This window comes from Enterobacter sp. MGH 33 (genome assembly GCF_000534535.1).
Lineage (GTDB): Bacteria > Pseudomonadota > Gammaproteobacteria > Enterobacterales > Enterobacteriaceae > Enterobacter > Enterobacter hormaechei_C.
This window is the reverse complement of sequence record NZ_KI973212.1, coordinates 1,458,591-1,482,560: the sequence shown is the minus strand read 5'-3', so window position 1 is coordinate 1,482,560 and position 23,970 is coordinate 1,458,591. Positions and strand designations below refer to the sequence as shown.

Sequence of the window (23,970 nt, the reverse complement as noted above, 5' to 3'; positions counted from 1 at the left end):
ATTTCTCCTGTGGATTATCCCACGCAATAGCCGGGAGTTATTTTTTCGCTGCGGCCCTTCTTGCCGCCTGTTTAGCCAGAAAATCATCAGCAACTGCGCTGTATTCTTCTTTGGTTAGGCCTTTCTGATCCGGATATTTCTCTGACAGCAACGCCTGAAATTCAGTCATGGTCAGACGGCGCGCTTCATCCAGGCTTATACTGAAGTGGATCCTTGCTGCGTTGATGTATTCAATGGCGTTAAATTCTGTAGTGCCGCCAGACGATTCATGGCGCTGGAGTTTCCGAGTCTTCGCTTTACCTGTTACGCCATGCTGTAAAAGATGCTGAGCAAAGATGACAATATCTGACTGAGGCATGAGGCCGGGCGAATAAGAAAACTGTCCTTCAACCTCATCCCATTGGCCTACAATCGGCGTTAAATCTTCGTATGAGCACGCCTGTAAAACATCCATGGCTTTTGTTAGCAGGCGATCTGAAACCCTGCGCATCGCTGGCCCCATCCAGTCAGGTAAACCGCCAAAAGCATCTGCGCATGCTGCAATTAATAATTCCGCCTCGCGACCATGAATATCAGCGTATATCTCAACAATTTCATGCGGCTCACCGATCCTTGTGATTGCCTCGAAAGACGGTCGTAACAAGTAATCTTTTCCGCCTTCACGGCTGTCACTTATGCCTATTTCGCCAATTTCTCTCAAAGCAGTCATGGTATTCCCTGATCAACGGTCATTATCAAGGCTGCCAGCCGACAGCCTTTGTAATGTTCGCTATGCGGTAACAGTGAGAACGCAGGTAGTTGAGGTGATTTTATTTCCGTCGCTATCCGTGACCTCACAGCGATAGCTACCACTCGATGCGGTTGTAACTCCAAGCAGCAGGAGCGTGGCTGTTGCCGCCGTAGGGTTTGCAGTTGAATCGATCTGAGTGCTGCCAAGGAACCATTTGTAGCTGTAAGTTGGGCGACCGCCTGTTACGTCAACATCAAGAACGACGTCGTTGTCTGCATCGGCAGCTTTAGTCGCTGGCAAATCTTTGGAGAATGCCAACGGCGTTGAAGGCGTGGCGTCCGTATTAACAACCTGAACAGTAGTGCCATCAGATACTTTGAACTCAACGGTAAACGTGATGATGTCGTTACTTCCGCCATCTGCTGGCGTAAGGTTAGAAATCACCATATAGCCCGAAAACTCGATTGGACCGATAGCGATACGTGCCCATAGCGTCGGCTGGCGCTTGGCATTGATCTCATCGGTGAAGTACTTCACCAGATTGCCATAACCGAACTGGTCAAGTTTGTCGTGTTTCCGCACTTCACCATCAAAACTGATTGTCGCGTCTGCGTTGGTGATGATGTTTTCTACCCATCCCGCAGTATCGTCTGCATCAGAGGTGACAGAGTTTGGAGCGAAATCCAGCCCCTTACTGGTTCCCGCACCGAGAGCCTTCCAGTCGTCTTCTGTAGGCCGCGCGTCTGGGCAACCATAGGCCAGCTCCAGCACTGTTGCTGAGCCGAATACCCTTTCGTTGGAGTTTTGGCAATTAGCCATCTTTGACCTCTTTTATGTATAAAAAAAGGCCGCCAGATGGCGACCTTGTGTTGATGATTTTTTTCAGTCCCCGAAAGTGCAGGAAAACTGTAATCTCAGGACAATCCTCCCCTCCTCCGTCGTTACTGGAGTTGGATAAGCACCCATGTTTTCGATCTTACCCACGCATTCTTCTGCGTGAGGATTTGCCTGAACGTAATCAAGGATTGACTGAGCTGCCGTTGCCGCCGCCTGGTTTTTGTCCTTTGCGCCGATCACATCGACCAGGACATAGTTATCGTTCCCGAGGTCGTTTCTGATGGGGGTTCCGCCATTTGGCCTGAACACCATAATCGCTTTCGAAAGGTCATTCGGGTCATTGAAATTAAGAAGCTGAACCAGGAAACCGTTAGTAAGCCCGGCATCTCCAAACATGTTCCTGACTCGCTGATACATAGGAGGATTCATAGAGACATTTCCTTGGCGATCACAGCATCAATCTGTCGCTGCGTGTCTTCAAACCCTTTGGTTAAAAACTCCTTCCTGGCCGTCGCCCGGCGGAAGTTCTGAGGTACGCTTGGGTCATGGACGTATGCAGCATAGTTAGCTGAATAACCCACCCGGCCCGTCACGCGATTGCCATTTACAGTGATCTCGCGGAACTGGCTATTTATGAGGGTTGATGTATCGATCGGGGTATAGAGCGCAGCCTGAGATCCGCCAATAATCAAAGCTGATTGCATGGCTCTAACGACCTTTCTCCCCTGAATGTCACCAACCAGAGCATTAAGGTTTTTCTTCGCCTGGCTAATGCCCTTCACTTTGATGCCCATGGCTTTCTCCAGGCAATAAAAAACCTCGCCGGGGCGAGGCTTCTATCAGTTGAGTGTTTGTGTTTTTGATGAAGATGGTTATGAATAACGCTAAAAGGGTAACATCGCGCGCATTTCAGAATAAAAATCATGGAAAAATGGAATGTAGTCCAGAAACCATAACCCAAGTCCAATCATCGCGAAACTCATTGCGAAGTGACAAATCACACTAAACCAGTACTCCATTGGCTGCATGTTTTTGTGAATGTATTCTCTCCGCCTAGTCCCTTTGAATGTTTTAGTGTAAATCCCCCGCCTTACGTATGCGACAGCCTCCACTAAAGCAATCGGGCCGAACAGGAGCGAGCACCCTATTACCAGCCAGTAATCAAACCCCATCACACGCCATTCCGTTTAATGAATTTTGTCCATTATTACACAGGTTTATCAAATCCCAGTAATGACGGCATAATCATCAGCCAGGCGCTCGAACGTGTCGGCGTAACGGATAACCTGCCGCACCTCGTCGGCACCGGCCATAACCGGGTCGGGTTCTGTCGAAACGCCAATCATCAGGTAATCACCGGCGGCCGCCAGCGCGAACTCCGTCCAGACGGTATTCTTCACAACGATTTCAGCGCCAAGGCTGGCTAACTTCTTGCTGAGGCCGCCCTCATAATCACAGAGGATTTGCTCAGGTTCGGCATAGCCAAGCGGATCGCCGTATTCATCATTGCCTTCCAGCTTTCGCCAGATAGTCGCCGTGGCGGTATATGACCAGTTCGCTACCGATGACATCAGCCCTCCTTCCAGCGCAGCACCTTCGCGCCAGTCGCCCGGATGCGCGCGCAGTTGATATGCCACTCGCCATCCGATTTCACGTAGCCGGTAGTTTCCCGTCCGGTGTCGGTTTCAACCCATACGCGGGTAAACGAACGAGGTAGCCCGTGCTTAACTGATTTGTACGTCATCAGCAGCCTCCGACCACCATGAACAGGCCGACACTGTTTCCGGCGCTGATCGGCAACTCGCTGGCGCAATCGCTGGTATCGAGACGGGCCAGCGAGTCGCGCAGCCAGGTAATGCTGTCATCACCGTACTCAAACGAGCGGGACGCACCAGACGGCGCACCCTGCGATTTGATGCGGCGTGCGCCGGACGACGTAGCCATAAGTGCTGCTGCATACATCAGGATCAGCTTCGAGGTGCACTCGTCATGCCCTGCGCCGTCGAGGCACGGGATGATTTTGTTAACCACGCAGAGAATCGGCTCCAGCAGCGCGCCCGGGATGGAGTAACCCAACTCAGCGAGGAAGCCTTTAATTTCTTCTGGCGTAAGCGGGGTTGCCATGGTTATTTCGCCTTTTTTGATTTAGCGGTGGTTCCTGCCTGCTCTGCCTGCTCTGAAGGTTTATCGTCGGCACCTGGCGTGGCAACTTCAAGCTCTTGCTCTTCGACTTCGCCCACCACCGATACGCGACCAGCGAAAGCCGGTGGAACGTCAATCGCAACAAACTCATGACCTACTGGCAGTTGCTGGAATACGCCGTTAATTGTTCCCCAGCAGCCAGTCTTCTCGACCTTCAACTTTTTCATGCTCTCTCCCGTAGAGAAGGGGCCGAAGCCCCTTAACCCTGTGCGTTGAACACTTTAGAGCGACCGTTGAAATCGCGCTTGATTTGAAGACCGACAGCACTCCAGACCAGAGTGTTGTAGTTGTCGAACGGATTCTGACGCGGGATCATGAAGGTACCCACTGGCGCGGCGATGCGCGTCTTGATGTACTGCGAATTGCGTACGTAGGCAATGAAGTGGTTACCGGTCAGCTTAAAGGTCTGGTTGAACGACTCGATGCGACCGTAGCGCAGGATGTACTCCAGCACGGTGCCTTCTTTGAAGCCAGCGGCATCTGAATATGGTCGGTTCAGGTTGCGCATAATGTCAGGCGATGCCCACAGCTTAACCTTCTCCTGCACGTAGTTATCATCCAGAAGTTTGGCGAACGGGCCGGTGAAGAATGCCACTGATTCATCAGGAGTTGAGGTGGTCAGGTCAATATTCAGACCGGATGCACTCAGATCCACTTGGTTGGTATTGGCATGGTTGGTGATACCTGCGCCAACATAGCCTTTCACCTTCACTTTCGCGTCACCAGAAAGCATATAGTCGGCCATATCCTCACGGATGGCTGCAACGTGCGCTTCCTGGTCATCGGCCATTGCGTCAAGGTTTTCTGACTGCATGCCGTTCCACTCACGCCATTCACGGCTGTAGCCAGTGTTGAAGATCGGAATGGGGTCACCGGCTTCGTCGTAGATGACTTTATCCAGTTCTTCCGGAACGTGGCCCGTCAGTGTGCGATGAACCTTACCAGCATCACTGGAAACGCGATACAGTGCCGCAGTTTTGCCGATAGAGATCGGCGTACCGAGACCGAGCAGATCATCCAGCAGGCCGTTGCCTTCGTCATTACGGAAGACTCGGGTGGTGATGTTGTCCACTTCACGCCAGTAGTCTTTGGAGATCAGCGCGGCCTGGTTAACTTCCAGCGCGCCGCCGTACTGTGCAGCAATAGTTCCCTGATTGATATTGAAGGATTCACGCTGCATAAGCAGTTGATTCCATGCCTGCTTCACCTGGTTGTGCTCGGTGATCAGCTTTTTGTTGAATACGATCATGCTCATGCGGTTGCTTTCCCTGATTTGCGAACTTTCACGAGTTGAGCTTCAGCGCCAACGGTGATTTTTTCGCGTGAATAAAATAGGACCTGGTCGGTGGCTGGTGTGGTTGACTTGGCCAGCGTGCCGTCACCGGCAGAAATCAGTCCTTCATTTTCCAGCAGCACTTCCCCGGCTTTGACGCGCATGTGGTAGTCAACATCGTCTTCACACATGATCGCCGCGCCAGTATCACCAGCGGGAACCGCGTCTCGGATATCGCCGCCGCCGATATAGTTGTGCTGCATGGCAAGCGCCACACCAGGGCCGCCAGCAGTGGCGTGATAAATGAATTGCCCACTTGCATCAAGTTCAACAAGAGAGCCAGGGATAATGGCGACTTTGCAGATCGCCTCAATTACCTGCGGGTCATTCTTACGGGCCGGGCCCGCGATTACGGTATGAAAACGAGGTGCGAGAGCCATTATTCAGGTGCCTCCATGTTAAGGATTTCACTCTGAGCGCCATTTCCCTGGAATGCAGGGTTCAGACCGGTGCTGGTCTGGCACTGTGAGTACAGGTCGTTCAGCGCGTCACCTGACAGGGAGTTAACCGCTGCTTCGGTCATGAACGAGAATTTCGCTTTAACCGCATCGCGCTTGGTCTTTAGTTCGCTTTCGGCATTAGCTTGCAGCTGAGTTTCCAGCTTGCTCAGCTTTTCGTTCAGCGGGGTGAGCGCAGCATTAACAGCAGCAGTAATCACATCAGAGTTGATCTGAGCCTGGCCCGGGTCGCCGCCACCCTCTTTTTTCTGCATCTGCTGGTTGTAGGCATCCCAGACCTGATCGTCGGACAGCCCCTCGGTTTTAACGCCTGCGGCATTGAGCGCGGCGATCATCTTCTCTTTCATCGGGTTTGTATCTCCGTTGGTTTTGACTTCGTACTCAGTTGGTTTGCGCACGACTTCTACAGGCTCGCCGACCAGCGTCACTTCGCTGTCATCGATGAGATATTTTTGCTGGAAGAGTTTGTTGCCCTCTTCGTAGATGAATTTGTCCGGCCAGACTGTCACGACGTAGCGATAGACATCACTGCCGGATGGCGCGCGGATAGCCTCGCGCAGCATCTGGTATATTTCGTCGAATGAGGCGTCGGAGTTGTGGGCGAAGAAGAACTTCACCTTGTTCAGAAGGCCGTCTTTCATGCTGTTTGCAGCATCGATGAGGCTCGTCGCTTCAACATCGGCCTCCTGCCCGTCAGCGTTGACGAACATGCCGACGCCTTCATCCGGCGTACCGGCACCCGGCTCGTCGAGCAGGATTGCAATGTGGTCGAACTGCATGTTGTGAGCGACCCAGGAGTATTTCTTCTGCTTCGACTCACCGGCCTTTTGCTCCTTGTTCAGCAGCAGACCAGTAGAGACATGAATCGGGTCGGCGTTATTGCCGGAAATCATGTCGTCCAGGCGTTGGATAAGGCGCTTACCGTCAGGCTTGGTGTCTGCCACAGCCTTATTTACGTAAACGTCCATCACGACCTTGTCGTTGGCTTTGCTGACGTTCTGAGCCCACGCCCCGGCGTAGTAATCGTTGACTGCCTGCGGGTCGTTGGCGCTGACGTATTTGCCGTTCACCATCGGGTGGCCGATCGGCATTAACTTGCGCTCCATCGTCTGGTAGCTGTTGTTAATCTCCTCCGCCGGGTACAGGCCACCATTCATCACGATGTCATCGACGATCGGGACCGCACCACGAATGACGTAGTGTTCCTGGCCGTTGATGGTGGTCGTTGAGATGTTGGAGGCGTTGATGGCGAGGGATTTAACGTGGATGCTGGATAGCTTCACGTTACGTCCTCATTGGTGGATTTCAGGCATTAAAAAAGGCCGCCGTGGCGACCTTCTGTTGTTCATATTAACTGATTATAAAAATCGCTCTGTATCGACAGACTCTTCAATTTTTTTGACAATAAAATCAAAGGCATTGGTAAAATCTGTCTTATCCGTAACTTTCCTGCAACCAACGCTTTCCCCACAGATAACCATAGTGTAGCCATCGTCTTTCCCCCAGAAAAGACATTCAAATATCTCCGACTTCACATAAATTTCACTATTGTATTTTGAAAGGTTTATCTGAACAAAGAAACGTAAGCTGGGCTTTTGGCCATCTACTTTTTCAAAATTTCTTACTAATTCATCTTCAACTTCTTCGCCAACTTTGTTGCCAACCAAGACGATAGGGTACTTATTTTTATCATGATCATCACAAAGTTCCATACCTTCAACGCCAAGATAATCAATAAGTTTAGGCTTGAATAGAGTAAGGCGCGCCTTGAGATCGTCCCAGTAACGTTGTTCAGTTTCTTTGTATTCTGTTAACTTTTTTTGAACGCGATTATATAACGACATATTATTCTCCTGTGTGTAGGGCTTTAATATGTCTAGAAAAAAACATTGGTTCAACTACCATTTTTCCATTGTTTTCGCTCCTTCTCCAATTTCTCAGCAATCCCTTCGTTGAATATGCTGCCGTCGTCGTTGAGCAGTACCGGAATCTGACCGCAGTAGCAGTGGTATTTGTTACCATCGACTGCATACCAGTCGCGAACCTCTTGCACGGTTCTAACCTTTCCATGCCAGAATGCGTGCGTTGTCCTGGTGGTAGGCTTCAGCGCAGAAAGATGGAGAAGACCAGTGTTCAGCCCGAGCCTCTCGGAAGCCCAGTCCGTTTCATTCCATTGAGCTTCACGCAGAGCGCCGACCTGCTCAGTCTGAGCGATGGTCTTGGCCTTCGACATCGATACATCAAGGCGCTTGCTGATGACGCTGGCCGTGTCGCGAGGATTAACGCCGCGAGCTACCGCATCGGTGATGATGTTGGTCAAATCGCCGCGGGCGGTGTCGCTGATCACCTTCCAGTCACTGAACGTTGTCAGCCTGGTCGCCGCTATCTGATTCAGATAGCCGGGACTGCTTAAAAGCTGCTGTAGCGTCGTCTGGCTGGCGTAAACCTGCGACTGCTGCGAGAGGTTATTGAAAGCCTCCAGCGTGCCGCGCTGCGCTTCTGCGACGACGTAATCCATCGCCCACAGGTTTTGCTCGCCACCTTCCAGCAGGTAATCGTCGAGAACCGACTGCACCGCCTCCAGCAGGTCCGCCAGTTCCTGCGCCGACATGTCGTAGATGAACTTGCCGGCGTTTACCTGGTAGAGCCGCACATCCTCGCCGTGGTCATGGCAAAGGAAGTGCCAGTTATGGCTGTTTACCTCTCGCTCTCTCCCAGTCAGGCGCTGATCGAACAGAGCTTTAAGCGCCACCTTTATCGCGTAATACCGACCCTCAATGTCACGCTCCATCTTGCTAACGGACTTGCGCGACATCGTGGGGTCAACTTTCGACCGTGGTATCACCGGACTTTTCGGCTTCTGATTCTGGGTCGGCCAGTGGATCAGGTTTTGGCTGGTTGCCATCTGGCGGCACCTCATCATCAAGTTCAGGCAGGGCTTGCAGTTCGCCCGCCGCGCGTATCTCGTTTTCGGTGATTGCTGAGCGGCCAAACGCGTTCGTCGACTTCACGGCCACGTCCGCGAGCTTGTCCATGTTGGCAATCTTCTCTGCCTGGCTCGGCGCCAGTAGATCGGACCATCCCACTGTAACTTCTTCGCCGCTGGCTGGAGGAATGAAACCAAGCGTCCAGAAGCGGGTAACCACCTCAGTGATTGCTTCGGTCAGGAAGCCATTGCGTCGGCTCATACGGGTTTTTGCCCAGTCCTTCGCATCTTCCGTGCTGGCCCTTTCTCCTGTCTGCATGCCCACCAGCACCTTCACCGGGATCGGCACTGTGGAGCAGAACTCATTGAGCGCAGTCCGCCATGTTGGCTCCGGGTCGGCAACTGCCACGGAAAGCACGCTGGTATCGCCCTCCTGCATGATGACGGCGCTATCTGTGCTGTCATTCAGGCGACGAACCTGGTCATCCATCCCTTCAGAGAGTTGCGCCTCGCTAACGCCCAGTGCTCTTGCCAGCTGCGCAAAACTTGTCTTGGCGCTGAAGTTAAAATTGAGCTGCCGACTGGCATTCTTCAGGAACCCCTCCGCCGCGCCGCCTGATACCTTCTCAAGATCCATCAGCTTGTTGAAGCCCTCTTCCAGCAGAGACTCGCCGGAATCCAGTCTTCCATCATCTGAACCTTCCGCCAGGATGATGACGCGATCAGGATGAACGTTGATGATTCGCCCGGGCTGGCCACTGCGTTGCTGCTGAACCGGTATCTCGGTAAATGAGTACATGCTAACAGCACCGTAGTCCTCGCTGTTCTGGTCCTCGTTATAACTGACAGGGTCGAGCTGAGCCTCCCAGACCGGGATTAGCCTGACGAGCGCCCTTTCTTGGAGTCTGCCGACCATCGCCTTATCGACAGGTTCCCACCATGGCTTACTGTCTTTAACCTGGATGAGCAGAGCCGAGTAACGGCCCACTAGGTTACGTTTGTCAGCGCCCTTAATCTGCTTCCAGCAGCGTTTAAGCAGCTTATTGACCCGCTTATCCCAGTCTGTCTGCTGTGTGGCATCCTTAGTCTGGTCGCCTTCGTAAACGTCCGGGTAATCCTCCCAGCAACCATCAACCATGCGCGCCACTGCGGCGCCAGCGATGGCATTGCGGCGGTACGCCCGGTAAAAGTCATCGAAGCAGAGATCCTGCGGGTACCCAAACTCCTGATACAGGCGCTTGCGCTTGGTATTACTGGTGCCATTGAACAGTGCGTTGACGTAACGCATCCGCTCGCGGTCGATGCTGGCGTTCGTGGCGAGTTGTTTATTTTCGCTTTCGTTCACGGTGTCCTCCGTCAGCGCGAGCGCACCAACATGCCGGTTGATTGTGGTTCTGATAATTCGGTGAGTGCGTATACCGCGGCATCAAGCCGGTCAGGTGATTTCTTCGCTGTCGATGGAACGTACTCCATGAACTGGTTTTCAACCTCGTAGAGACTGCCACGGTGAGCGACCCGGCCCTGCGCATATAGCGCGGAGATGGGTTCTGCGCGAGCGTATTTGCCCTTGCTGGCATGCACCCGGATGATGCGTCCGCCGAAACCGGCGTTGCGGAGCGTGTCCTCTGCCATATCGCCACCTTGGTTGGTTTCAATGACGATCGCATCAGCTTCGTGCTGCTCATAAGCCTCAATGGCCTTAGTAGCCCAGCCGTTGGGTGAATACTTCCCACTGTAATCCGCATCGAGGCTGTACTGCCGTTCATCACCAGTACCGTAAACACTGGCGACGGCAATCCCTGATTCGTCACTCTCTTCGCTGTTGGTGGCCTGCGGGTCGATTGCCACTACCGTACGTGCCAACTCCTGAGTGATCCGCATCGCATGTGCGGCGCTGATCATCTCCTCGTTCCACAACGCTCCCTCCGCATTGAAGCGTTTCGGGTTCTGCATGTACTGAGCTTCGGCAGTGCGTCTGTGAGAGAACAGCGATACGCGGTGCGATTCATTGTGCTTAAACGGCCACAACCAGCCATCAGGCAGTCCATGGTCAATCGGTATAGCGTGCGAGTTTTCAGGATACTGCGCAGCGTATGGTTGGCTATTGTCGATAATCACCGGCAGATTCAGGTGATGCCACTTCTCACCACTCCCGCCCCGCAGCAGATAGCCGCTCAGGTCGTGGTAGTGGATCCGCTGCATGATGACAATCATCGGCGTCGTCTCGATCGCCAGTCGTGATTTGATTGTCTCGTTAAAACGGCTGTTTACCCCGTCTCGGACGATCTCTGAGTAAGCGTCATCTGGCTTAACCGGGTCATCGATAATCAGCGCGCCCTGCCAGCCAGGTTCCATGTGTCCGGCACGAAAGCCGGTAACCTGTCCAGCAGCTGACGACGCATAAACGCCGCCGCCGTGCTCAGTCCACCACATGGCCTTGCTGTCAGCGTCATCGCGCAGCGCCATCGGCCACATGGATTGGTATGCCTGCGACTTAATCATGCCGCGCGCTGTGGATGAGTTCAGCAGCGCCAAGTTATGCGAATAGGACAGGTGCATGAAACGGGCCCGGCAGTTCAGCGCCAGCCCTCGGCCCATCATATTGATGGTCGCCAGTTCCGTTTTCGTGTAGCCAGGCGGTACGTTGATGATCAGGCGTTGAATCTCACCATCAATGACGCGGTCCAACGTCTGCTGAATCACCTTGTGGTGAGGAGCGACAATCATCTTGCCGCCGGTGCGCTGCTTGAAGAAGTATCGAGCGTAATAGAGCCCGTCCTCTTCGCATTCAACCTTACGGGCAAATGCCCTTTGCTCAGCAGTCGTCATCCTCCAACATCTCCCGCCGGGCAGCCTTGTACTCTTCCTTGGTCAGCGTAGCCATTTCGATTGGCCCACCGTTCTTGCCTGTATGCTCATGAGTGGCCTGTTCTTTGAAAGCCATCACATCTATGTGCTTCCCGAGCAGTTCGAGGTTTTTGACTTTATCAGGCCACTTAATTTTCTTGAGCAGCCCGACCATCTCACGCTCCTCCCCACGGCCTTCAAACATCTCAGCCACATCGAAGCCGCTCAAATATCTTCGCCAGGATGAAGGCCACTCGCTTACTGGCTTCAGACTCATGTCGTCTTTGAGGATGTCGAGCACGTCCATCTGGTCAATCTCAACCAGACGATTCAGGACATATGTCGCATTTATGCCAACCAGATCATTGCGTTGCGCTTTAAGTTCGGCAATTCTGGACTGGATGTCAGGTTTTGACAGGTTTTCGGACGCAGTGCGGTTAGCTGTCTTTGCGCTGTACCCCGCCCGAATAGCCGCTTGCGTGGCGTTTAAATCGATGAGGTACTCGCGACAGAACATTTCTTGCTTGTCGGTGAGTGCCATTTATTATCCAAATATTAAGGTGCTATATGAACGAGCTAACTGTTGGTGATGTGATTTCAAGCCTTAAAGACTATCGTGCATATCTCGAAAAAAAAGCAGCAGACTTCAAGCAGGAGATTCATGATCACTGGCATGAGAGTAGACATTTGCAAACTCAGTTCCTGATTGAAATCAATGAGAATGAAGAAATCGCTTTTAGCATTCCTGCATTGCATTTTAAATGTTGGTCTAATTTTAGAATTGTCTTTCTAGAGAAGCTTCCTGTTGCAGAAGTTCGGTTCTCAAGTGAAGTTGATGAAAAGGCATTAGATATCGAGACATACTATTTGGATACTCAAGGTCACTTACATGTGGGTTTGCCTGGCACGAATAAACCAATTGATTTTGAGTTTGAAAGTATCGGAGCGACATTTTTTGGATCAATTGTTAAATCCGCCTCAGCGAAAAAACTGATTTCTTTATGATGAAAGTGTCTTGGGGTTTGGGTTATACCCACGCCCCATCATGCTCGATTCTTAATCAGTCCATGATTCAGGAGTAAGATTTCTATGTACCAATCCAGCAAGATAACTGGACGGCCTCCCAGTCCGGTTTGCTCATTCGTTACTCCGTTGCTTGTTCTTCTGGCTGTTCGGTCTGCTCTGCCGGTGCTGGCGTGAACTGCACGCGCTTCACATCAGCCGGAGCGAAATACAATCACTCGCCCGTCTCAGTCGCCAGCGGCACAAATCCGTTTACCAGCTCAGGCTGACGTCGTGACATCTTGCCCGTGAAGGTTTCGCCTGTTTGGGTGGTCAGGGTGATTTGGTAGATATCGGACATTGAGAGCCTCTTTATCCGCTTATGGGGATAATGCCATTACGATGAGGCTACTCATGGTGATGGCAATAAAAAACCACCCGAGGGTGGTTAGATTTATAAAACCTTTAGTTTTACATTTAGTGATTCGAGAATGCCTGCAAGGCGATTGGTATCGCCGCCCCTCATTATGTAATCTCGAAACTCACCTCGAAACTTATTCCATAAGACTTCGATCTCTGTTTCAGAGAAGAGATGTTCACACATGATCCATGCTTTGGTTGAGCCACTGAATGCATCCTTGAGAGCCATTTTATTGATGTATATCTGCGCAGGGTCAGCAACTCTATTTGCAACCTCAGGCGATGCTTGTAACCTTGCCCGAGCTAAATTGATCTGATGATAAGACCAATTTCTTGGCATAGAGTCCATAGCATAAATTAATTCAAGAATAGACCTCTTGAATTCCATCTTCAGCTTTAACATCTCTTGCTGACGCCAAGTATCCAAGGCGCTGAAAGCCATACCTAGAGTACCCAAGGAAATCAGAACACTGAATATAGTCGCAGCCATTGTCCACCACGCCCAATGTGCAGAGTCCTTAGCTGCCAACATAGCCTCTAATGCAATTTGTTTTTCGTCCATAATCACCCCTAATTTATCAAGGTGATTTTACTTGATTCAATCAATTTAAGCACTGCTCTTTGATGTATTCCTGCAAATAGCCGACCTGCTTCGTCACTGTGACGATTCGCTCTCTGAGGGTGAAATAATCCCGTTCAGCGGAGTCAGTAAGTCCGGGGCTGGAAGCATCGCCCAGGCTGCCGGTGCTGGTCGCTCCGTTCGCGGGACAGCTTGCGTTGAGCTGCAACCGACGTTTACCAGAAGCAACATCGCGCTCAAGCTGATCGATAGTGGCTTTGGCATCAGCCAGTTCTCCAGTGTATTTAGCATCCAGTGCAGTGACATCACGCTGGCGCGTCTGCATGTCTTTGATTGTGGCGCTCGCAAGGCTGAGCTGTTCGGTAGCCTTATCGCGCTGGTCTTTGTAGGTGATGGCATTATCGCGGTAGTGGTTCACGAAGAACACCAGCACGCCGATTACCGCCAACACCAGCAACTGCAACCAGTAACGCCTTAGCAGCGCGCCAATCACGACAGGAACAGAGCGCGCTCCGCCTCACGCCGACGGGTCAGACCGTTCAGGACTTTGCCACCGGCTTTATTCCAGCGCATGAACTCATCGGCAGCGCCAGCGTAATCTCCGGCGTTGAGTTTTCGCAGAAGAGTAGATGTCGACAGTGACCGGGCGCCGAGGTTGTACGTGAACGACACCAGGGCGTCGAATTGCCCCTGAGTCAGACCGACTTTAACCAGACGGGACACGTCATTTTCATAGCTGACCAGTCCGGTCTTCAGCAGGCGCTCAGCCGTTTCCTGCTTAATCGTCATCCCAGCGCGGATTGGTTTGCCGTCGACAGGCTGAGTCCAGCCATAGCCAATCGTCCACACTCCGACGCTGTCCTGGTACGCGGTGAGCTTGCAACCTTCGAACTGCTTGATCAGGTCAATGCCTTTATTACTGGTTTGCATTCTTCATCCCCGTCAGGCGTTCCCAGAAGTACGTCAGTGCCACGGAGCCCATTGCACCGCTAATGCCAGACGTAACTAGGATCATGTAAAGGCTCAGACCACTTTCAACGCTGATCAGGCCACCAATGAGACCGGTAAAGCCGGACACTGCAATTTGTGCCAGCGCGTTGATCCAGCTCCAGGTGGCTTTGTTCTGTTTAACGTCAATAAGGTATCGGACCAGGCCGCCCCAGCATGACAGAGCAAGGACAATCAGCCATGACACTCCGGCAATGCTTTCTTTATCTTGCATACGTTTAGCCATATCACCTCCGAAAGAACGGGGTGCTGTTTGTGTAGTGGGGAAAGGCCGTCAGACACGATAGCTACGTGGCATATGGAATTGATTGTCTGCGGCCTGAATAAAAAACCCGGCGACAGGCCGGGAAGATGAGGGTAAGGCAATGTCGGCTCTCTGGCCGTAAATACCTTGGCTGGTATTGGCTCGCCTGGCTGGATTCGAACCAGCGACCAACCGCTTAGAAGGCGGGTGCTCTTTCCTCTGAGCTACAGGCAATAAAAAAGGCCGCCTGAGCGACCTGTTTGTTGAGTTGCACATTCACCACATTTTGAGCCCACGCAAAAAGCCTCTTAGGCCTTCAGCGTGCCTCCTGTAATGCGATGTGCACTCATCGATAACATCATGAGCTGACACAAAGCGAAGCGACTTACAACCGACCTCTTTGTGCAACTTGTTTTTGACGTTGAATATTCGAACACTAAAAGCATCATCCACCTTTCTGATTTCGTAACGATAGGTGATGTTGTTAGTGCCGCCAACATAAAGCTGGAAGTTCTTCATGATGAGGCCTCTCTGTTTTCACTGGAGGCCATATTTTACATAAGTAAAAAAAGATTATTAACTTTTAAAGACCACTTGGTTTATATAAAGCACAAAAAACAAAGCCCCGCACGGTGGCGAGGCTCTTAATTCTTTGTCGACCTACGAAGCTATGGCGACGATATCAGATTTACATGAAATATATGCGTTTCAGTTCGGTTTAGCAAGACTTACATCTAAATTTGTCGCCTTTTGTTGTGAACGTGATCGCGTTACAGAGATAAGCGCACCGCTATCGAGTCGCTTAAAGTTGTTGCGCATAGCCAGCCAATGAGGCAAATACGTTTCTGTCCAAGTGGATTTAGCCACGCCCGCCAGTTCCGCCAGCGCTTGGTATTCATACGTTTCCCGCCCCGCCAGCTCTGCTTTCACGTCCTGCGCCGCCAGCCAGATAAGCTTCTTCAGGCGTTCCATCGTCTTGCCGGCCACTTTCTTCGTGCTGAGCTGTTCCCGGAACTCTTCCCACGCCCACTGCGTGATCGACACCTGGTATTCAAAGCGGGTGTTCTCGCTGTAGTTCCACAGTAGCCACGCTTTCTGATGTTCTTCCAGAGACAGGACAGCACGGCGCCAGGATGCCGTAACGAACTCCAACGGGCCCACCAGCGCGATGGATGATCCCTTAGCGCGGGACTGGTTGCCGCTCATCGGCGGGCCGTCAGGGTTAACTTTCCGGCCGGTGACCGGGTCGGTGATTTTCTTCCGGCCCCGGCTGCGCACCGTCGCGGTGAATTGCGCGTTCTCGGCGAAAGCTACCAGCTGCCCTTTCGTCGCCCCGCTCAGATCTGCGGTCGCCACCATGATCTGCTGACGTACGTATTCCAGTTGCTGACTGTTCATGCGGCTTCCTTATGTGGCTGGTTGGTTTTGGTATGGCTGTGCTTTGCTACTGGCGGCATGCTGGCGCGCTTAACGCTTTCGGCCTGGTACTTTTCGAAATCAGCTCTGGTCATGATTCCACCACTCCCGTGCTGACTTTCTGTATTCAGGGTTATCTGTCTGGCAGATAATTTCCGCTCGATCGCCGCTTATCAGCTCGCGGGCTTTCGCATACAGCCTTTCTCTTTTCGAAAGCTGCGTTGTTTCGTACCAGGTGCTGGCAACGAACCTTCTCGCTTCAACTGGAGTGAATGTCTTCACGCTGCCTCCTGCTGCTTCAGTGCGCGAAGATCTGCCCTGGCTTTGGCGCGGATGCCGTCCAGTTCTTCGCGGGTATATCGGTGGTTTTCGTTGTTGGATTCGAGGGCCAGTACGCGTTCTTCACCGATCAGTTCGACCAAGGCTGCACGATAGGCCTCGATGTTCCCTGATTTATGAACGTTGCAGACTGGACACTGTAACCACAAATTATCTGGGTTGAAGCGCAACTGAGGTGCAGCCGCCGTGGTGCGGTAATGTCCGGCATGCCATACAAAAGCGCTCTTAGTGCCGCATGAGATGCAGCCATAGCCGGCAGCAAGCAGCATTTCGCGACGCCAGTCGTTGAAGGCGCGCTGAGTCATCTGCACCCAGTGACGGAGCGGCTTCAGCTCATTACGCCGCGCAGCGCGCCGTTGGCGACCTGCCTTCTCGGCCTCTTTCTGCTCTTTGATGCGCTTAGCCGCGGCCTTCACCTTCTCTTTTTCGCGCTCTTCCATCGCGAGGATTGCGCCGTGCTCCGGGCAGCACCAGCGGATCCGGATATCGTGGAATTTCGGCACGAAGTATTCTCCGCATACTTTGCACTTACGGCGGGATGGTTTACGCATGGTTCCTCCGTGCCGCGAGACGCAGCCATTTCTGATCCACCAGGCGGGCGGTGTAGCCTTTCAGGGTCGGGATGTCGGACGGCTTAACCGCGGGCTTGCGCTGTCGGCGCGCCGGAACGCGGAAGATTTCGTTGGTAATGACGCGGGAAAGTGGAGTAGACATCAGGCCTCCTGCTTATCGCGCAGTTGCTGGTACTCGCAACTTTGGGGGATGGTCAGGTGACAGCCGATATTCATCGCCCAAGCTTCGACTTTGCACAGGAAGATGTACATCTCGCCGGTTTCCAGATCGGCGGTATGGCGGAGCGATTGAACCGTGGTCACCTCTCCGGACACGACGTCTACCCTGTCTTTGCTTTCGTATCCGAGATAGGTGTGCTTCATCGCGTCCTTGACCCACTCTGGCGTGGCGAAAGTCTTACCGCGAGCGATGAGGTAGCCGCTAATTTCGCCATACCACAAATGTGAAAGGCTGTTCTGCGACAGGCTGCGTTTCTCGCGCCACGGCTTAACCTGAAGGCGGAAACATTGTTCGGCATCGAGCAATGGCTGAATCTGCTGTCCGATGGCCGCGAAGTTGCCGCGATGGAGTTTGATACCGTCTACGGGCAGAGTCATGCGGCCTCCTTAACGGAAACCGCAGAATGCAGAAAATCGCAGGTGCCGCTAAGCATCTGTGACAAGGTGAGGAGTTCAGATTGTGGTCGCATTTAAGTCCCCTTAAATGCGCAGAAGTCACCGGAGTTGTTCAGGCTCCGATGACATGATTATGGCGGGTTGATTATCAAAAATCAAAGCTGCAAAGCTATTATTTTTTCTCGGCAGAGAGTGTGAAGATTGGGTATCCATCATGCATTCTGCCAGCGGTTGCGTCGTGGCTTATACTTCGAGGCTGAGGGTATTCCTGGCTGGTGATAACCTCTACCATTCTGTCAGCAACCTCGATTGCACTCTGGCCAGTGGTTATCTGGAAATCACTAACTACAACGTCATCATCTGTGGTCTGAATATATAAATAAAACTGCTCAGCAATGACTTGAATAAAATCTGGATCATCAATCTCGGTATATAAATCACTCACTTTCCATCCTCCTGTTTCAGGTAAACCGGATCGCTACCTCTCGGTAAAGTTATCGACTTTTCACGATAAAACTTCAGTCGCTCAAGGAAGTAATCCCGCAAATGCTCGGGCTGCTGACGCATCACCACTTAAGCGATAACCGGCATGTTCAGGCGCTCTTTGTACGCCACGCCAGAGGCTGCAAGATCAACGTTAACCTTGTCGCGATCATCCTGCGGCTTTGCTGCAATGTTCCAATCCGACATAAAAATCCCCTCGTTGACTTGAGGGGATTATAGGGCACTAATCAATGAAACCTAAAAAATTGTAACTAAGACTTCTGAACTGCCTACGCTTTCCATAAGCGCCCTCATTTCCAAGTGATTCAAGATAACGTTCCGCTTCAGGTGAAAGTGCAGCAATTAGTTCCTCGTCGCTAATTCTATCTCCTCGCTCAATTACAGTTTCGAAATCATATTGCTCTTCATCTGTAGAGATTATGACCAAGTATTTAGCTTTCATATCACCCTCGTTCATTGCTATGTGCGAGGATGAGTTTAGGAAAGTTTATGAACAAATATTTACCCTGATGGCGAATACTTTCACCGGTTCGGGACCAAAGTGCTTATGTGTGATCACCTTCACTTCGTATCCAGCATACGGGATGTCAATCCGACGCTCACAATCGTCTTTTCTTGGATAGCCTTTCGTGATGATCAATCGGTCAAAGCGCCGCGGTAACTGTTGATTATGGCCTTGAGATAGCCTGCGGCACCAGTACGGATTAACCAGGCGATACTCTTCAACCTTCTCCCCGCGCTTCATCTGGTCGAAGTATTCACCGTTAACTGCCAATTGCAGGTTAGCCATCACTTAACCTCCTGCTGCGGTGCTGCTGCGAGCATCGCCGCCCAGCACAATTTTGCACGGTGTGCCGCCTGCTGACATCCACTCATGGCGTCGTAAGCCTCCCACACTTTTGCATCGCTAAAGAACTCGTCTGGCTCAGACTCGAAGCCTTCGATTACCATCTTCTCCGTCGGCTCAACCGGCACCAGTGCGTACCCATCCGGAATCGCCGGAGAGTTGCCAGCGGCACCATGAAGCATGGCGGCGCGGCATGTATCTATCACCACTGCGAGACGCTTAGCGAAATGTGTTGCCTTTGGTGTTGGGCATGGAAGCATCAAAATCCAGTCGAGAATCGCCTCAAGCTCTTTCAAGTCAGGCAAAGTTACCGGCGCTGGCGGGGCGGTGTAGACCTCAATAACACCGTCATCAATGGGCCACTCGCCATCCTTGATGTAATCCGTGGTTCCGCCTACCTGCTGTTCAGAGATGTGGAAAGCTCCTATCGGCTCTGCTTCGAGCGATGCCAGCGCGATACGCGCCAGTTCACGCACAACTTCCGGCGGCGCGTAACGGTCATTAAGGTCATCCCACAGGCGGAGCATGTTATCGCTCTCAGGGTGAACATCCTCGTTAGTTCCGGCCAGCGCGGTAATAACCTCATCGGCTGCTTCAATAATTTTCTGAGCCTGTTCTCTGGTAATAGTGCTCATGGGTTAGTCCTCCCCATCAATGCGTTTGTACTCGGACCAGATAATTGGGTAAGTACCCACCACCCGGCGCTGCAATTTCCCACGCTGCTCGAGCCGTTCGCAGCGATACATGGGACGATTGAACGGAAGGTGCTCAGCCCTGAACCAGCCGGAAGGGAGCCTGTTTAGCGCTTCAATGTCTGCGTTGGTCAAGATAGGCATATCAATCTCCTTTACCGGCTGTGGCGGCGCGTTCAGCTTCGCTTTGTTCCCAGAACCACCGATGAAGAGCCATGAGTTCTTCGTCAAGCGGGCCATATTTCCGGTCGAAGTATGCCTGGGCATCTTTCTCCGCCTCGTCCGGCAGTTCGCCTGGCCCCCACAGCGTGTTATAAATCCATGCCAGTCCCTTTCTTGCATCACCAGTTCCCTGCCATTCGATAATGGCGGCCTGCATTACCAGCAGGTTCTTTCCGAACAGGAGATCAGATTCTATAAAGCGTTTTCGGATGTATTCGTTTTCACCAGCCAGCTCAGCAATCCGCTTCTCTGCGGCTTCCAGCTTGACGCGTAGCTTCTCGAAGTCATCAGCATGTACAACAGGAACATGCCCATAGCCGGGGTTTTTCGTGCTACCGAATGCCATCCGGTGGATGTAATAAGTTTTCACGCTTTCATCATCTGCGAGAGCCTGTTTGTCGATGTTGCTCATTGTGCGGCCTCCTGGGCAGGCATCAGCGCTTCACGCACGCATGACTTGTAGTAGTGATGGAAAGCGAACGTCAGCCCGAGCTTGGTTGGCCGCTCCTGTTTCCCGAGTAGGCCGAGGCGCGTGCAGATTGTCGTTGCGATCCATCCTGAGTGGTACCCGGCCGCGCGCTTCATGACTGTTTCAGCCAGGATGGTGCGGAAATCAGAGCGACCGAAATTCGTGTTTTCGAAAGCAGCATTGATCACTTCGTCTGAGAGATGCGCGTCGATAGCGTTGCTCATTGGGCGGCTCCTTCTGTGCGTACCGGGATGAAACGCGATGGTGACCAGTCGCAATATGTATCCGCCTCCGTGTGGCCGAACATGGCCTTACAGCGCCGGATGTGATGGCATTCACCGCAGCTCGAACCCTTTGGCAAACGCATTTTGTCCGGGTCAGTAGGGTCATAGTTTAGTGCTTTAGTGATTTCGCTCATGACTGCACTCCTTTGCTAAGGCCTGCTGCGAAAGCCACAGAGTCATTGGCATTTTGCTCAAGCCAATCAACAAGTGACTCCATGTCAGTTACGGCTGGGTTGTCCAGAATGCTTTCATACACCCGCTTAGATTCTTGCGCACGCACTTCAGCCAGGAAAGAGTCGGTGGCCGGGGCTTTTAGCCCATCTCGCAGCTTCGTGTACGCGCTTAGCATTGCCAGCTCCGGCACTTCATCAGCGCCCGCCTGATAAACATCAAGCGCCTCCATCATCAGCTTACTGAATGGTGCTGGCTCCGATTTTTTCAGAAGCGCATTCTCCGCAGCCAGCGCCGCGCATCTGGCTTCAAGTGCGGCGTAGTCTTCGTAATCAACCATATCGCCTTCAGCACTCTCTACCACGTCGCAATGGCACGCATGCTCATCACAGGCCACCCACTCATAACGTTTCACGTTCATACCCCTACCCTCCCCCAAACCATCAATACTCGCTTCATCGCCGCGCTGTTGCGGCACTCCTGAAATATTCCGTTGGTGCAGCTGCGCGCGGTACCACCCTGTTCTTCGGGTGTCGCCAGGCGATAAGTCACCGTTCGCCAGACCTTGCTCACCCGCACAATCTTCCGGGCCCGCTCCAGATCGAGCGCGTTCTTCGTGATGCAGTTGATGGTCATGCCGCACTCTGAGGCCACATCCTTCGCGGTGAAAGTCCGGTGCGTTTCGAGATAACGCAGAATTTCCTGTTTACCTTTCATCAGAAGCCCCCTTTATTTTTCGGCTGCTGCTCACGCCCGCGGCGTTCTGCGGCGGCGGACTGCTGGTCTGTGTCGTAAATTGCCCCGTTGAGCTGATTGCAATACACCGTTCCGGTGCTACCGTGGCGGTTTAGCCTAAGAAGCAGTTCTGTCTCTCCCGGCGGCACGCTGTCATCGAATGCGCCTTCCCGATGAATCCCGACCCAGTAATCGCAGTCCTGCTCAATCTGACCGGTATCGCGGGAGTCGCTCGGCAGCGGGCGTTTGTTTCCTCGCTCTTCAAGTTTTCGGTTCAACTGGGTAAGCAACACCACTACGCAGCCAAGCTCTTTAGCGAGATTCTTAAGCCCTTTGGTGATCATCCCGTACGCCAGGTCATTACGGTCTGCTTTTTCGGCAGTCATCAGCGTCAGGTAGTCAACCAAAATCATGCCTACGCAGCCTTTCTCGCGCTTAATTCGACGGCATTCGGTAACGATATGCGCCAGGGACAGGCCAGGAGTGTCGTCGATGTACAGCATGTCGATTTCACTTAGCCGACTGGCTGTGGCGATCGCCTTCTTAAAGTCGCCGTCGTAGTCGCCCTGGTACTGGTCATCGGCGTCATCCGTGGCGGGCATGTAAAAAATGCTCGGGTTAATGCCGGACTTCTGACCAACCAGTTTTTCAAGGATCTGGTCTCCCGGCATTTCCAGGCTGAACATCAGCGCTGGCTTTTTCTCACGAACCGCGCAGTTGATCGCCATCTGCCCGTACAGGGTTGTCTTGCCCATCTTTGGCCTTGCGCCAATCACGAATAGAGAGCCTTTAACCAGACCTTTCGGCGCCAGCAGTCGGTCTAGGGACGGGATACCTGTACTCATGCCGCGCTGTTCGCCTGCAGGATCAAATCGTTTCTCCAGATCCGCTACCCAGTCATCCATAACCTCGCCGAATGACCGCAACCCACGGCGACTACCGGTTTTTGAATGGTCTGCGAGTTGGGTGAAAATACCCTGAATGGCCTCGTACTTCTGCGTAGCGCTCATGCCGTTGCGGGAATACAGCAGCTCAGTAGCTTCGGTCAGGCGGATAATACCGTAGCGCTCCATAGCGGCTTCCCTGACTGAGGCAGCGTATGCCACGATGTTTGCGGCGCTGGGCGTATTTTTTGCGATCTGCGCGATGTAGGCGAAACCACCGATCTGCTCCGTAAGTCCTTTGCTTTCCAGAGCGTCGAACAGCGTCAACCCATCGACAGGCTTGTTAGCGCGGAACATGTCACGCAATTCAGCGAATACGATCTGATGAACCCGGATATAAAACGACTCAGGCTTGAGCATCGCCAGAACCTTCTGGACACGCTCGCTGTTGTCATCGTCCAGCAGCAGGCCACCGATAACGCTCTGCTCCGCTTCGAGGTTGTGAGGTACGGTCAGGATTTCAGAGGTCATCACAGGCCCCCTCGCGCGTCTTGGCATACACATCGACGTTCAGGAAGTATTCGAGAGCCTTGCGGCGCCATGTGCGACCGGTTCGCTGGTCTGGACGGTTCTCCAGCATCCAGCGGCAATTGGTGGCGATGTAGCTCAGATAGGATTCCCAGTCACTCAAAGTGAACTTATGGCCGTCCAGCTGCTGAGTTACTCTCCCGGCCTTCTGCCAGAAGGTGCGGATCAGAGCACGGCGCTTGTCAGTCAGTATCCTGATACTCTGAGCTTCAGGCAGTACGCGATGGTAAACCTCGACTACCTGCTCACAGCTGAGAGACGGTTTTTTCTGCTCTGGTTTTTCTGCTGCTGATGCACACTCTCTTACGTTAGTAAGAGAGTTATTTAATATATTGTTATCTGTGGACACTGGCTGGACATCTGCTGGACACTCCACCTCCACAGGCATTGGTACTACTGCGTTTGCGCTGGACACTGGCTGGACATCGGCTGGACAAAAATTTGACTGATATTCGTCGTATTTGACCACTTTTAGAACAGTAAAACGGTTGTTCGATTTGGTGGTGATCATGCCCAGATTCTGGAATTTACGGAGCAGTGATTTAACGCGATCAGCGGTTAAACCGGTTTCCATTGCCAGTGTGTTGCGCCCGGTAATGAACTCTCCGCGTTCGCAGATCACATCGCCGACATCAGTCGATACCATTGTCTGTTCGTGGTTAGCGCGCAGGAGAAGGTGAACCCATAAATGAGCCGCCTCAGCGTCCTTGTAGAACGGCACATCCATAATTTTACGGTGCAGCAAGGCAAACCCCTTACCGCCATTCGTACGCGGTTTCTGGAGCCTTCTGGCCTCTCTGGCTTCGGCTAAATTGGATATGTTACCCACGGCCACTCTCCTTACGTTTCATTTCTTCCAGGATGGCGCGCATCTTCTCTGCCACAATCGGGTTAACCGAGCGGATGAAGCGGTCGCGGGTTATGTTTTTATGTACAGCGGTATGGTAATAGCGTGGATTTTTTGCCATTATTCCTCCTGCAACTACTCTCGTTTTTGCACCAGAAAGTCGGTTCTGTTCGCGCAGACCGGCTTTCGCCATTTCTG

At 52.5% G+C, this 23,970-nt stretch carries 38 protein-coding genes, 1 tRNA gene and 2 pseudogenes; 1 reads left to right on the top strand and 40 read right to left on the bottom strand.

Going from position 1 to position 23,970, the window contains the following annotated elements; genetic code table 11:
• Positions 1-37: 37 nt before the first annotated feature.
• The 16 genes from L379_RS16860 to L379_RS16940 form a co-directional block, all read right to left on the bottom strand.
• Entirely contained in the window at positions 38-709 is a 672-nt protein-coding gene (locus L379_RS16860; RefSeq protein WP_032652849.1) for a DUF6246 family protein, read from the bottom strand.
• A gap of 60 nt (positions 710-769) precedes the next feature.
• Complete coding sequence (locus L379_RS16865) at positions 770-1,549, bottom strand: hypothetical protein (protein WP_032652847.1); 780 nt, start codon at positions 1,547-1,549, stop codon at positions 770-772.
• A gap of 63 nt (positions 1,550-1,612) precedes the next feature.
• Positions 1,613-1,996, bottom strand: a complete 384-nt coding sequence (locus L379_RS16870) for a phage tail termination protein (protein WP_032652846.1) — start codon at positions 1,994-1,996, stop codon at positions 1,613-1,615.
• Positions 1,993-2,361: a hypothetical protein gene (locus L379_RS16875; protein WP_032652844.1), complete on the bottom strand. Its 369-nt coding sequence runs from the start codon at positions 2,359-2,361 to the stop codon at positions 1,993-1,995. Before L379_RS16875 ends, L379_RS16870 begins: the two co-directional genes overlap by 4 nt.
• Positions 2,362-2,787: 426 nt before the next feature.
• Positions 2,788-3,138, bottom strand: a complete 351-nt coding sequence (locus L379_RS16885; RefSeq protein WP_032652840.1) for a hypothetical protein — start codon at positions 3,136-3,138, stop codon at positions 2,788-2,790.
• Positions 3,138-3,311: a hypothetical protein gene (locus L379_RS16890; protein WP_032652838.1), complete on the bottom strand. Its 174-nt coding sequence runs from the start codon at positions 3,309-3,311 to the stop codon at positions 3,138-3,140. The genes L379_RS16885 and L379_RS16890 overlap by 1 nt, the downstream gene beginning before the upstream one ends.
• Positions 3,311-3,691 carry a DUF7370 family protein gene (locus L379_RS16895; protein ID WP_032652836.1) on the bottom strand — a complete coding sequence of 127 codons (381 nt, stop codon included), beginning with the start codon at positions 3,689-3,691 and terminating at the stop codon, positions 3,311-3,313. Before L379_RS16895 ends, L379_RS16890 begins: the two co-directional genes overlap by 1 nt.
• A gap of 2 nt (positions 3,692-3,693) precedes the next feature.
• Complete coding sequence (locus tag L379_RS16900) at positions 3,694-3,936, bottom strand: hypothetical protein (protein WP_032652834.1); 243 nt, start codon at positions 3,934-3,936, stop codon at positions 3,694-3,696.
• Between the two features lie 32 nt (positions 3,937-3,968).
• Positions 3,969-5,024, bottom strand: a complete 1,056-nt coding sequence (locus tag L379_RS16905) for a major capsid protein (protein WP_032652832.1) — start codon at positions 5,022-5,024, stop codon at positions 3,969-3,971.
• Positions 5,021-5,482, bottom strand: a complete 462-nt coding sequence (locus tag L379_RS16910; RefSeq protein WP_032652830.1) for a hypothetical protein — start codon at positions 5,480-5,482, stop codon at positions 5,021-5,023. The genes L379_RS16905 and L379_RS16910 overlap by 4 nt, the downstream gene beginning before the upstream one ends.
• Positions 5,482-6,843, bottom strand: coding sequence for a hypothetical protein (locus L379_RS16915; RefSeq protein ID WP_032652828.1), 1,362 nt, complete (start codon positions 6,841-6,843; stop codon positions 5,482-5,484). The genes L379_RS16910 and L379_RS16915 overlap by 1 nt, the downstream gene beginning before the upstream one ends.
• A gap of 75 nt (positions 6,844-6,918) precedes the next feature.
• Positions 6,919-7,404 (bottom strand): hypothetical protein, encoded by a 486-nt coding sequence (locus L379_RS16920; RefSeq protein WP_032652826.1) that lies wholly within the window; start codon positions 7,402-7,404, stop codon positions 6,919-6,921.
• Between the two features lie 50 nt (positions 7,405-7,454).
• The gene (locus L379_RS16925; RefSeq protein WP_032655556.1) at positions 7,455-8,447 is read right to left on the bottom strand and encodes a phage minor head protein; all 993 of its coding nucleotides are present in this window, start codon (positions 8,445-8,447) and stop codon (positions 7,455-7,457) included.
• Positions 8,383-9,831, bottom strand: coding sequence for a DUF1073 domain-containing protein (locus L379_RS16930; RefSeq protein WP_032652824.1), 1,449 nt, complete (start codon positions 9,829-9,831; stop codon positions 8,383-8,385). Before L379_RS16930 ends, L379_RS16925 begins: the two co-directional genes overlap by 65 nt.
• A gap of 11 nt (positions 9,832-9,842) precedes the next feature.
• Positions 9,843-11,315 (bottom strand): phage terminase large subunit family protein, encoded by a 1,473-nt coding sequence (locus L379_RS16935; protein ID WP_032652822.1) that lies wholly within the window; start codon positions 11,313-11,315, stop codon positions 9,843-9,845.
• On the bottom strand, positions 11,302-11,874 hold the full coding sequence (locus L379_RS16940) for a terminase small subunit (protein ID WP_023296432.1): 573 nt from the start codon (positions 11,872-11,874) through the stop codon (positions 11,302-11,304). The genes L379_RS16935 and L379_RS16940 overlap by 14 nt, the downstream gene beginning before the upstream one ends.
• A 26-nt stretch (positions 11,875-11,900) precedes the next feature.
• Between L379_RS16940 and L379_RS16945 the strand changes: the two genes are divergently transcribed.
• Positions 11,901-12,338, top strand: coding sequence for a hypothetical protein (locus L379_RS16945; RefSeq protein ID WP_032652820.1), 438 nt, complete (start codon positions 11,901-11,903; stop codon positions 12,336-12,338).
• A gap of 139 nt (positions 12,339-12,477) precedes the next feature.
• On the opposite strand, the pseudogene L379_RS0123920 reads toward L379_RS16945, so the two are convergent.
• The 24 genes and pseudogenes from L379_RS0123920 to L379_RS26065 all read right to left on the bottom strand — a co-directional run bounded on the left by L379_RS0123920 (position 12,478) and on the right by L379_RS26065 (position 23,893).
• A pseudogene (locus L379_RS0123920) lies at positions 12,478-12,696 on the bottom strand (hypothetical protein).
• Between the two features lie 93 nt (positions 12,697-12,789).
• Entirely contained in the window at positions 12,790-13,317 is a 528-nt protein-coding gene (locus L379_RS16950) for a hypothetical protein (RefSeq protein ID WP_032652818.1), read from the bottom strand.
• A gap of 40 nt (positions 13,318-13,357) precedes the next feature.
• Positions 13,358-13,828, bottom strand: coding sequence for a lysis protein (locus L379_RS25575; RefSeq protein WP_032652817.1), 471 nt, complete (start codon positions 13,826-13,828; stop codon positions 13,358-13,360).
• Entirely contained in the window at positions 13,825-14,265 is a 441-nt protein-coding gene (locus L379_RS16960) for a lysozyme (protein ID WP_032652815.1), read from the bottom strand. Before L379_RS16960 ends, L379_RS25575 begins: the two co-directional genes overlap by 4 nt.
• Positions 14,252-14,557, bottom strand: coding sequence for a phage holin family protein (locus L379_RS16965; RefSeq protein ID WP_122008274.1), 306 nt, complete (start codon positions 14,555-14,557; stop codon positions 14,252-14,254). Before L379_RS16965 ends, L379_RS16960 begins: the two co-directional genes overlap by 14 nt.
• Positions 14,558-14,745: 188 nt before the next feature.
• A tRNA-Arg gene (locus L379_RS16970) sits at positions 14,746-14,821 on the bottom strand.
• A gap of 474 nt (positions 14,822-15,295) precedes the next feature.
• Positions 15,296-15,985 carry a bacteriophage antitermination protein Q gene (locus L379_RS16980; RefSeq protein WP_032652813.1) on the bottom strand — a complete coding sequence of 230 codons (690 nt, stop codon included), beginning with the start codon at positions 15,983-15,985 and terminating at the stop codon, positions 15,296-15,298.
• A gap of 296 nt (positions 15,986-16,281) precedes the next feature.
• Complete coding sequence (locus L379_RS16985) at positions 16,282-16,893, bottom strand: recombination protein NinG (RefSeq protein WP_032652812.1); 612 nt, start codon at positions 16,891-16,893, stop codon at positions 16,282-16,284.
• Entirely contained in the window at positions 16,886-17,056 is a 171-nt protein-coding gene (locus L379_RS16990) for a NinE family protein (protein ID WP_032652810.1), read from the bottom strand. The genes L379_RS16985 and L379_RS16990 overlap by 8 nt, the downstream gene beginning before the upstream one ends.
• Complete coding sequence (locus L379_RS16995) at positions 17,056-17,511, bottom strand: YbcN family protein (protein ID WP_032652808.1); 456 nt, start codon at positions 17,509-17,511, stop codon at positions 17,056-17,058. The genes L379_RS16990 and L379_RS16995 overlap by 1 nt, the downstream gene beginning before the upstream one ends.
• A gap of 190 nt (positions 17,512-17,701) precedes the next feature.
• Positions 17,702-17,974 carry a hypothetical protein gene (locus tag L379_RS17000; protein ID WP_032652806.1) on the bottom strand — a complete coding sequence of 91 codons (273 nt, stop codon included), beginning with the start codon at positions 17,972-17,974 and terminating at the stop codon, positions 17,702-17,704.
• Positions 17,971-18,219: pseudogene (locus tag L379_RS0123910) on the bottom strand (DNA polymerase III subunit theta). The gene L379_RS17000 and the pseudogene L379_RS0123910 overlap by 4 nt, the downstream one beginning before the upstream one ends.
• A 37-nt stretch (positions 18,220-18,256) precedes the next feature.
• Positions 18,257-18,475 carry a hypothetical protein gene (locus tag L379_RS17005; RefSeq protein ID WP_032652805.1) on the bottom strand — a complete coding sequence of 73 codons (219 nt, stop codon included), beginning with the start codon at positions 18,473-18,475 and terminating at the stop codon, positions 18,257-18,259.
• A 45-nt stretch (positions 18,476-18,520) separates the two neighbouring features.
• On the bottom strand, positions 18,521-18,823 hold the full coding sequence (locus L379_RS17010; RefSeq protein ID WP_032652803.1) for a hypothetical protein: 303 nt from the start codon (positions 18,821-18,823) through the stop codon (positions 18,521-18,523).
• Positions 18,823-19,515, bottom strand: coding sequence for a hypothetical protein (locus L379_RS25570; RefSeq protein WP_032652801.1), 693 nt, complete (start codon positions 19,513-19,515; stop codon positions 18,823-18,825). Before L379_RS25570 ends, L379_RS17010 begins: the two co-directional genes overlap by 1 nt.
• Before the next feature lie 3 nt (positions 19,516-19,518).
• Entirely contained in the window at positions 19,519-19,716 is a 198-nt protein-coding gene (locus tag L379_RS17020) for a hypothetical protein (protein ID WP_032652799.1), read from the bottom strand.
• A gap of 1 nt (position 19,717) precedes the next feature.
• Complete coding sequence (locus tag L379_RS0123905; RefSeq protein WP_228100621.1) at positions 19,718-20,206, bottom strand: ead/Ea22-like family protein; 489 nt, start codon at positions 20,204-20,206, stop codon at positions 19,718-19,720.
• Positions 20,203-20,487 (bottom strand): hypothetical protein, encoded by a 285-nt coding sequence (locus tag L379_RS17025; protein WP_032652797.1) that lies wholly within the window; start codon positions 20,485-20,487, stop codon positions 20,203-20,205. The genes L379_RS0123905 and L379_RS17025 overlap by 4 nt, the downstream gene beginning before the upstream one ends.
• The gene (locus L379_RS26245; protein WP_032652795.1) at positions 20,484-20,681 is read right to left on the bottom strand and encodes a hypothetical protein; all 198 of its coding nucleotides are present in this window, start codon (positions 20,679-20,681) and stop codon (positions 20,484-20,486) included. The genes L379_RS17025 and L379_RS26245 overlap by 4 nt, the downstream gene beginning before the upstream one ends.
• The gene (locus L379_RS0123900; RefSeq protein ID WP_228100619.1) at positions 20,678-21,139 is read right to left on the bottom strand and encodes a hypothetical protein; all 462 of its coding nucleotides are present in this window, start codon (positions 21,137-21,139) and stop codon (positions 20,678-20,680) included. The genes L379_RS26245 and L379_RS0123900 overlap by 4 nt, the downstream gene beginning before the upstream one ends.
• Positions 21,136-21,435 (bottom strand): protein ren, encoded by a 300-nt coding sequence (locus L379_RS17035; protein ID WP_032652793.1) that lies wholly within the window; start codon positions 21,433-21,435, stop codon positions 21,136-21,138. The genes L379_RS0123900 and L379_RS17035 overlap by 4 nt, the downstream gene beginning before the upstream one ends.
• Positions 21,435-22,868 carry a DnaB-like helicase C-terminal domain-containing protein gene (locus L379_RS17040; RefSeq protein ID WP_032652791.1) on the bottom strand — a complete coding sequence of 478 codons (1,434 nt, stop codon included), beginning with the start codon at positions 22,866-22,868 and terminating at the stop codon, positions 21,435-21,437. Before L379_RS17040 ends, L379_RS17035 begins: the two co-directional genes overlap by 1 nt.
• Positions 22,858-23,754, bottom strand: coding sequence for a hypothetical protein (locus L379_RS17045; RefSeq protein ID WP_032652790.1), 897 nt, complete (start codon positions 23,752-23,754; stop codon positions 22,858-22,860). The genes L379_RS17040 and L379_RS17045 overlap by 11 nt, the downstream gene beginning before the upstream one ends.
• Positions 23,747-23,893 (bottom strand): hypothetical protein, encoded by a 147-nt coding sequence (locus L379_RS26065; protein WP_164712618.1) that lies wholly within the window; start codon positions 23,891-23,893, stop codon positions 23,747-23,749. Before L379_RS26065 ends, L379_RS17045 begins: the two co-directional genes overlap by 8 nt.
• Positions 23,894-23,970: the final 77 nt, after the last annotated feature.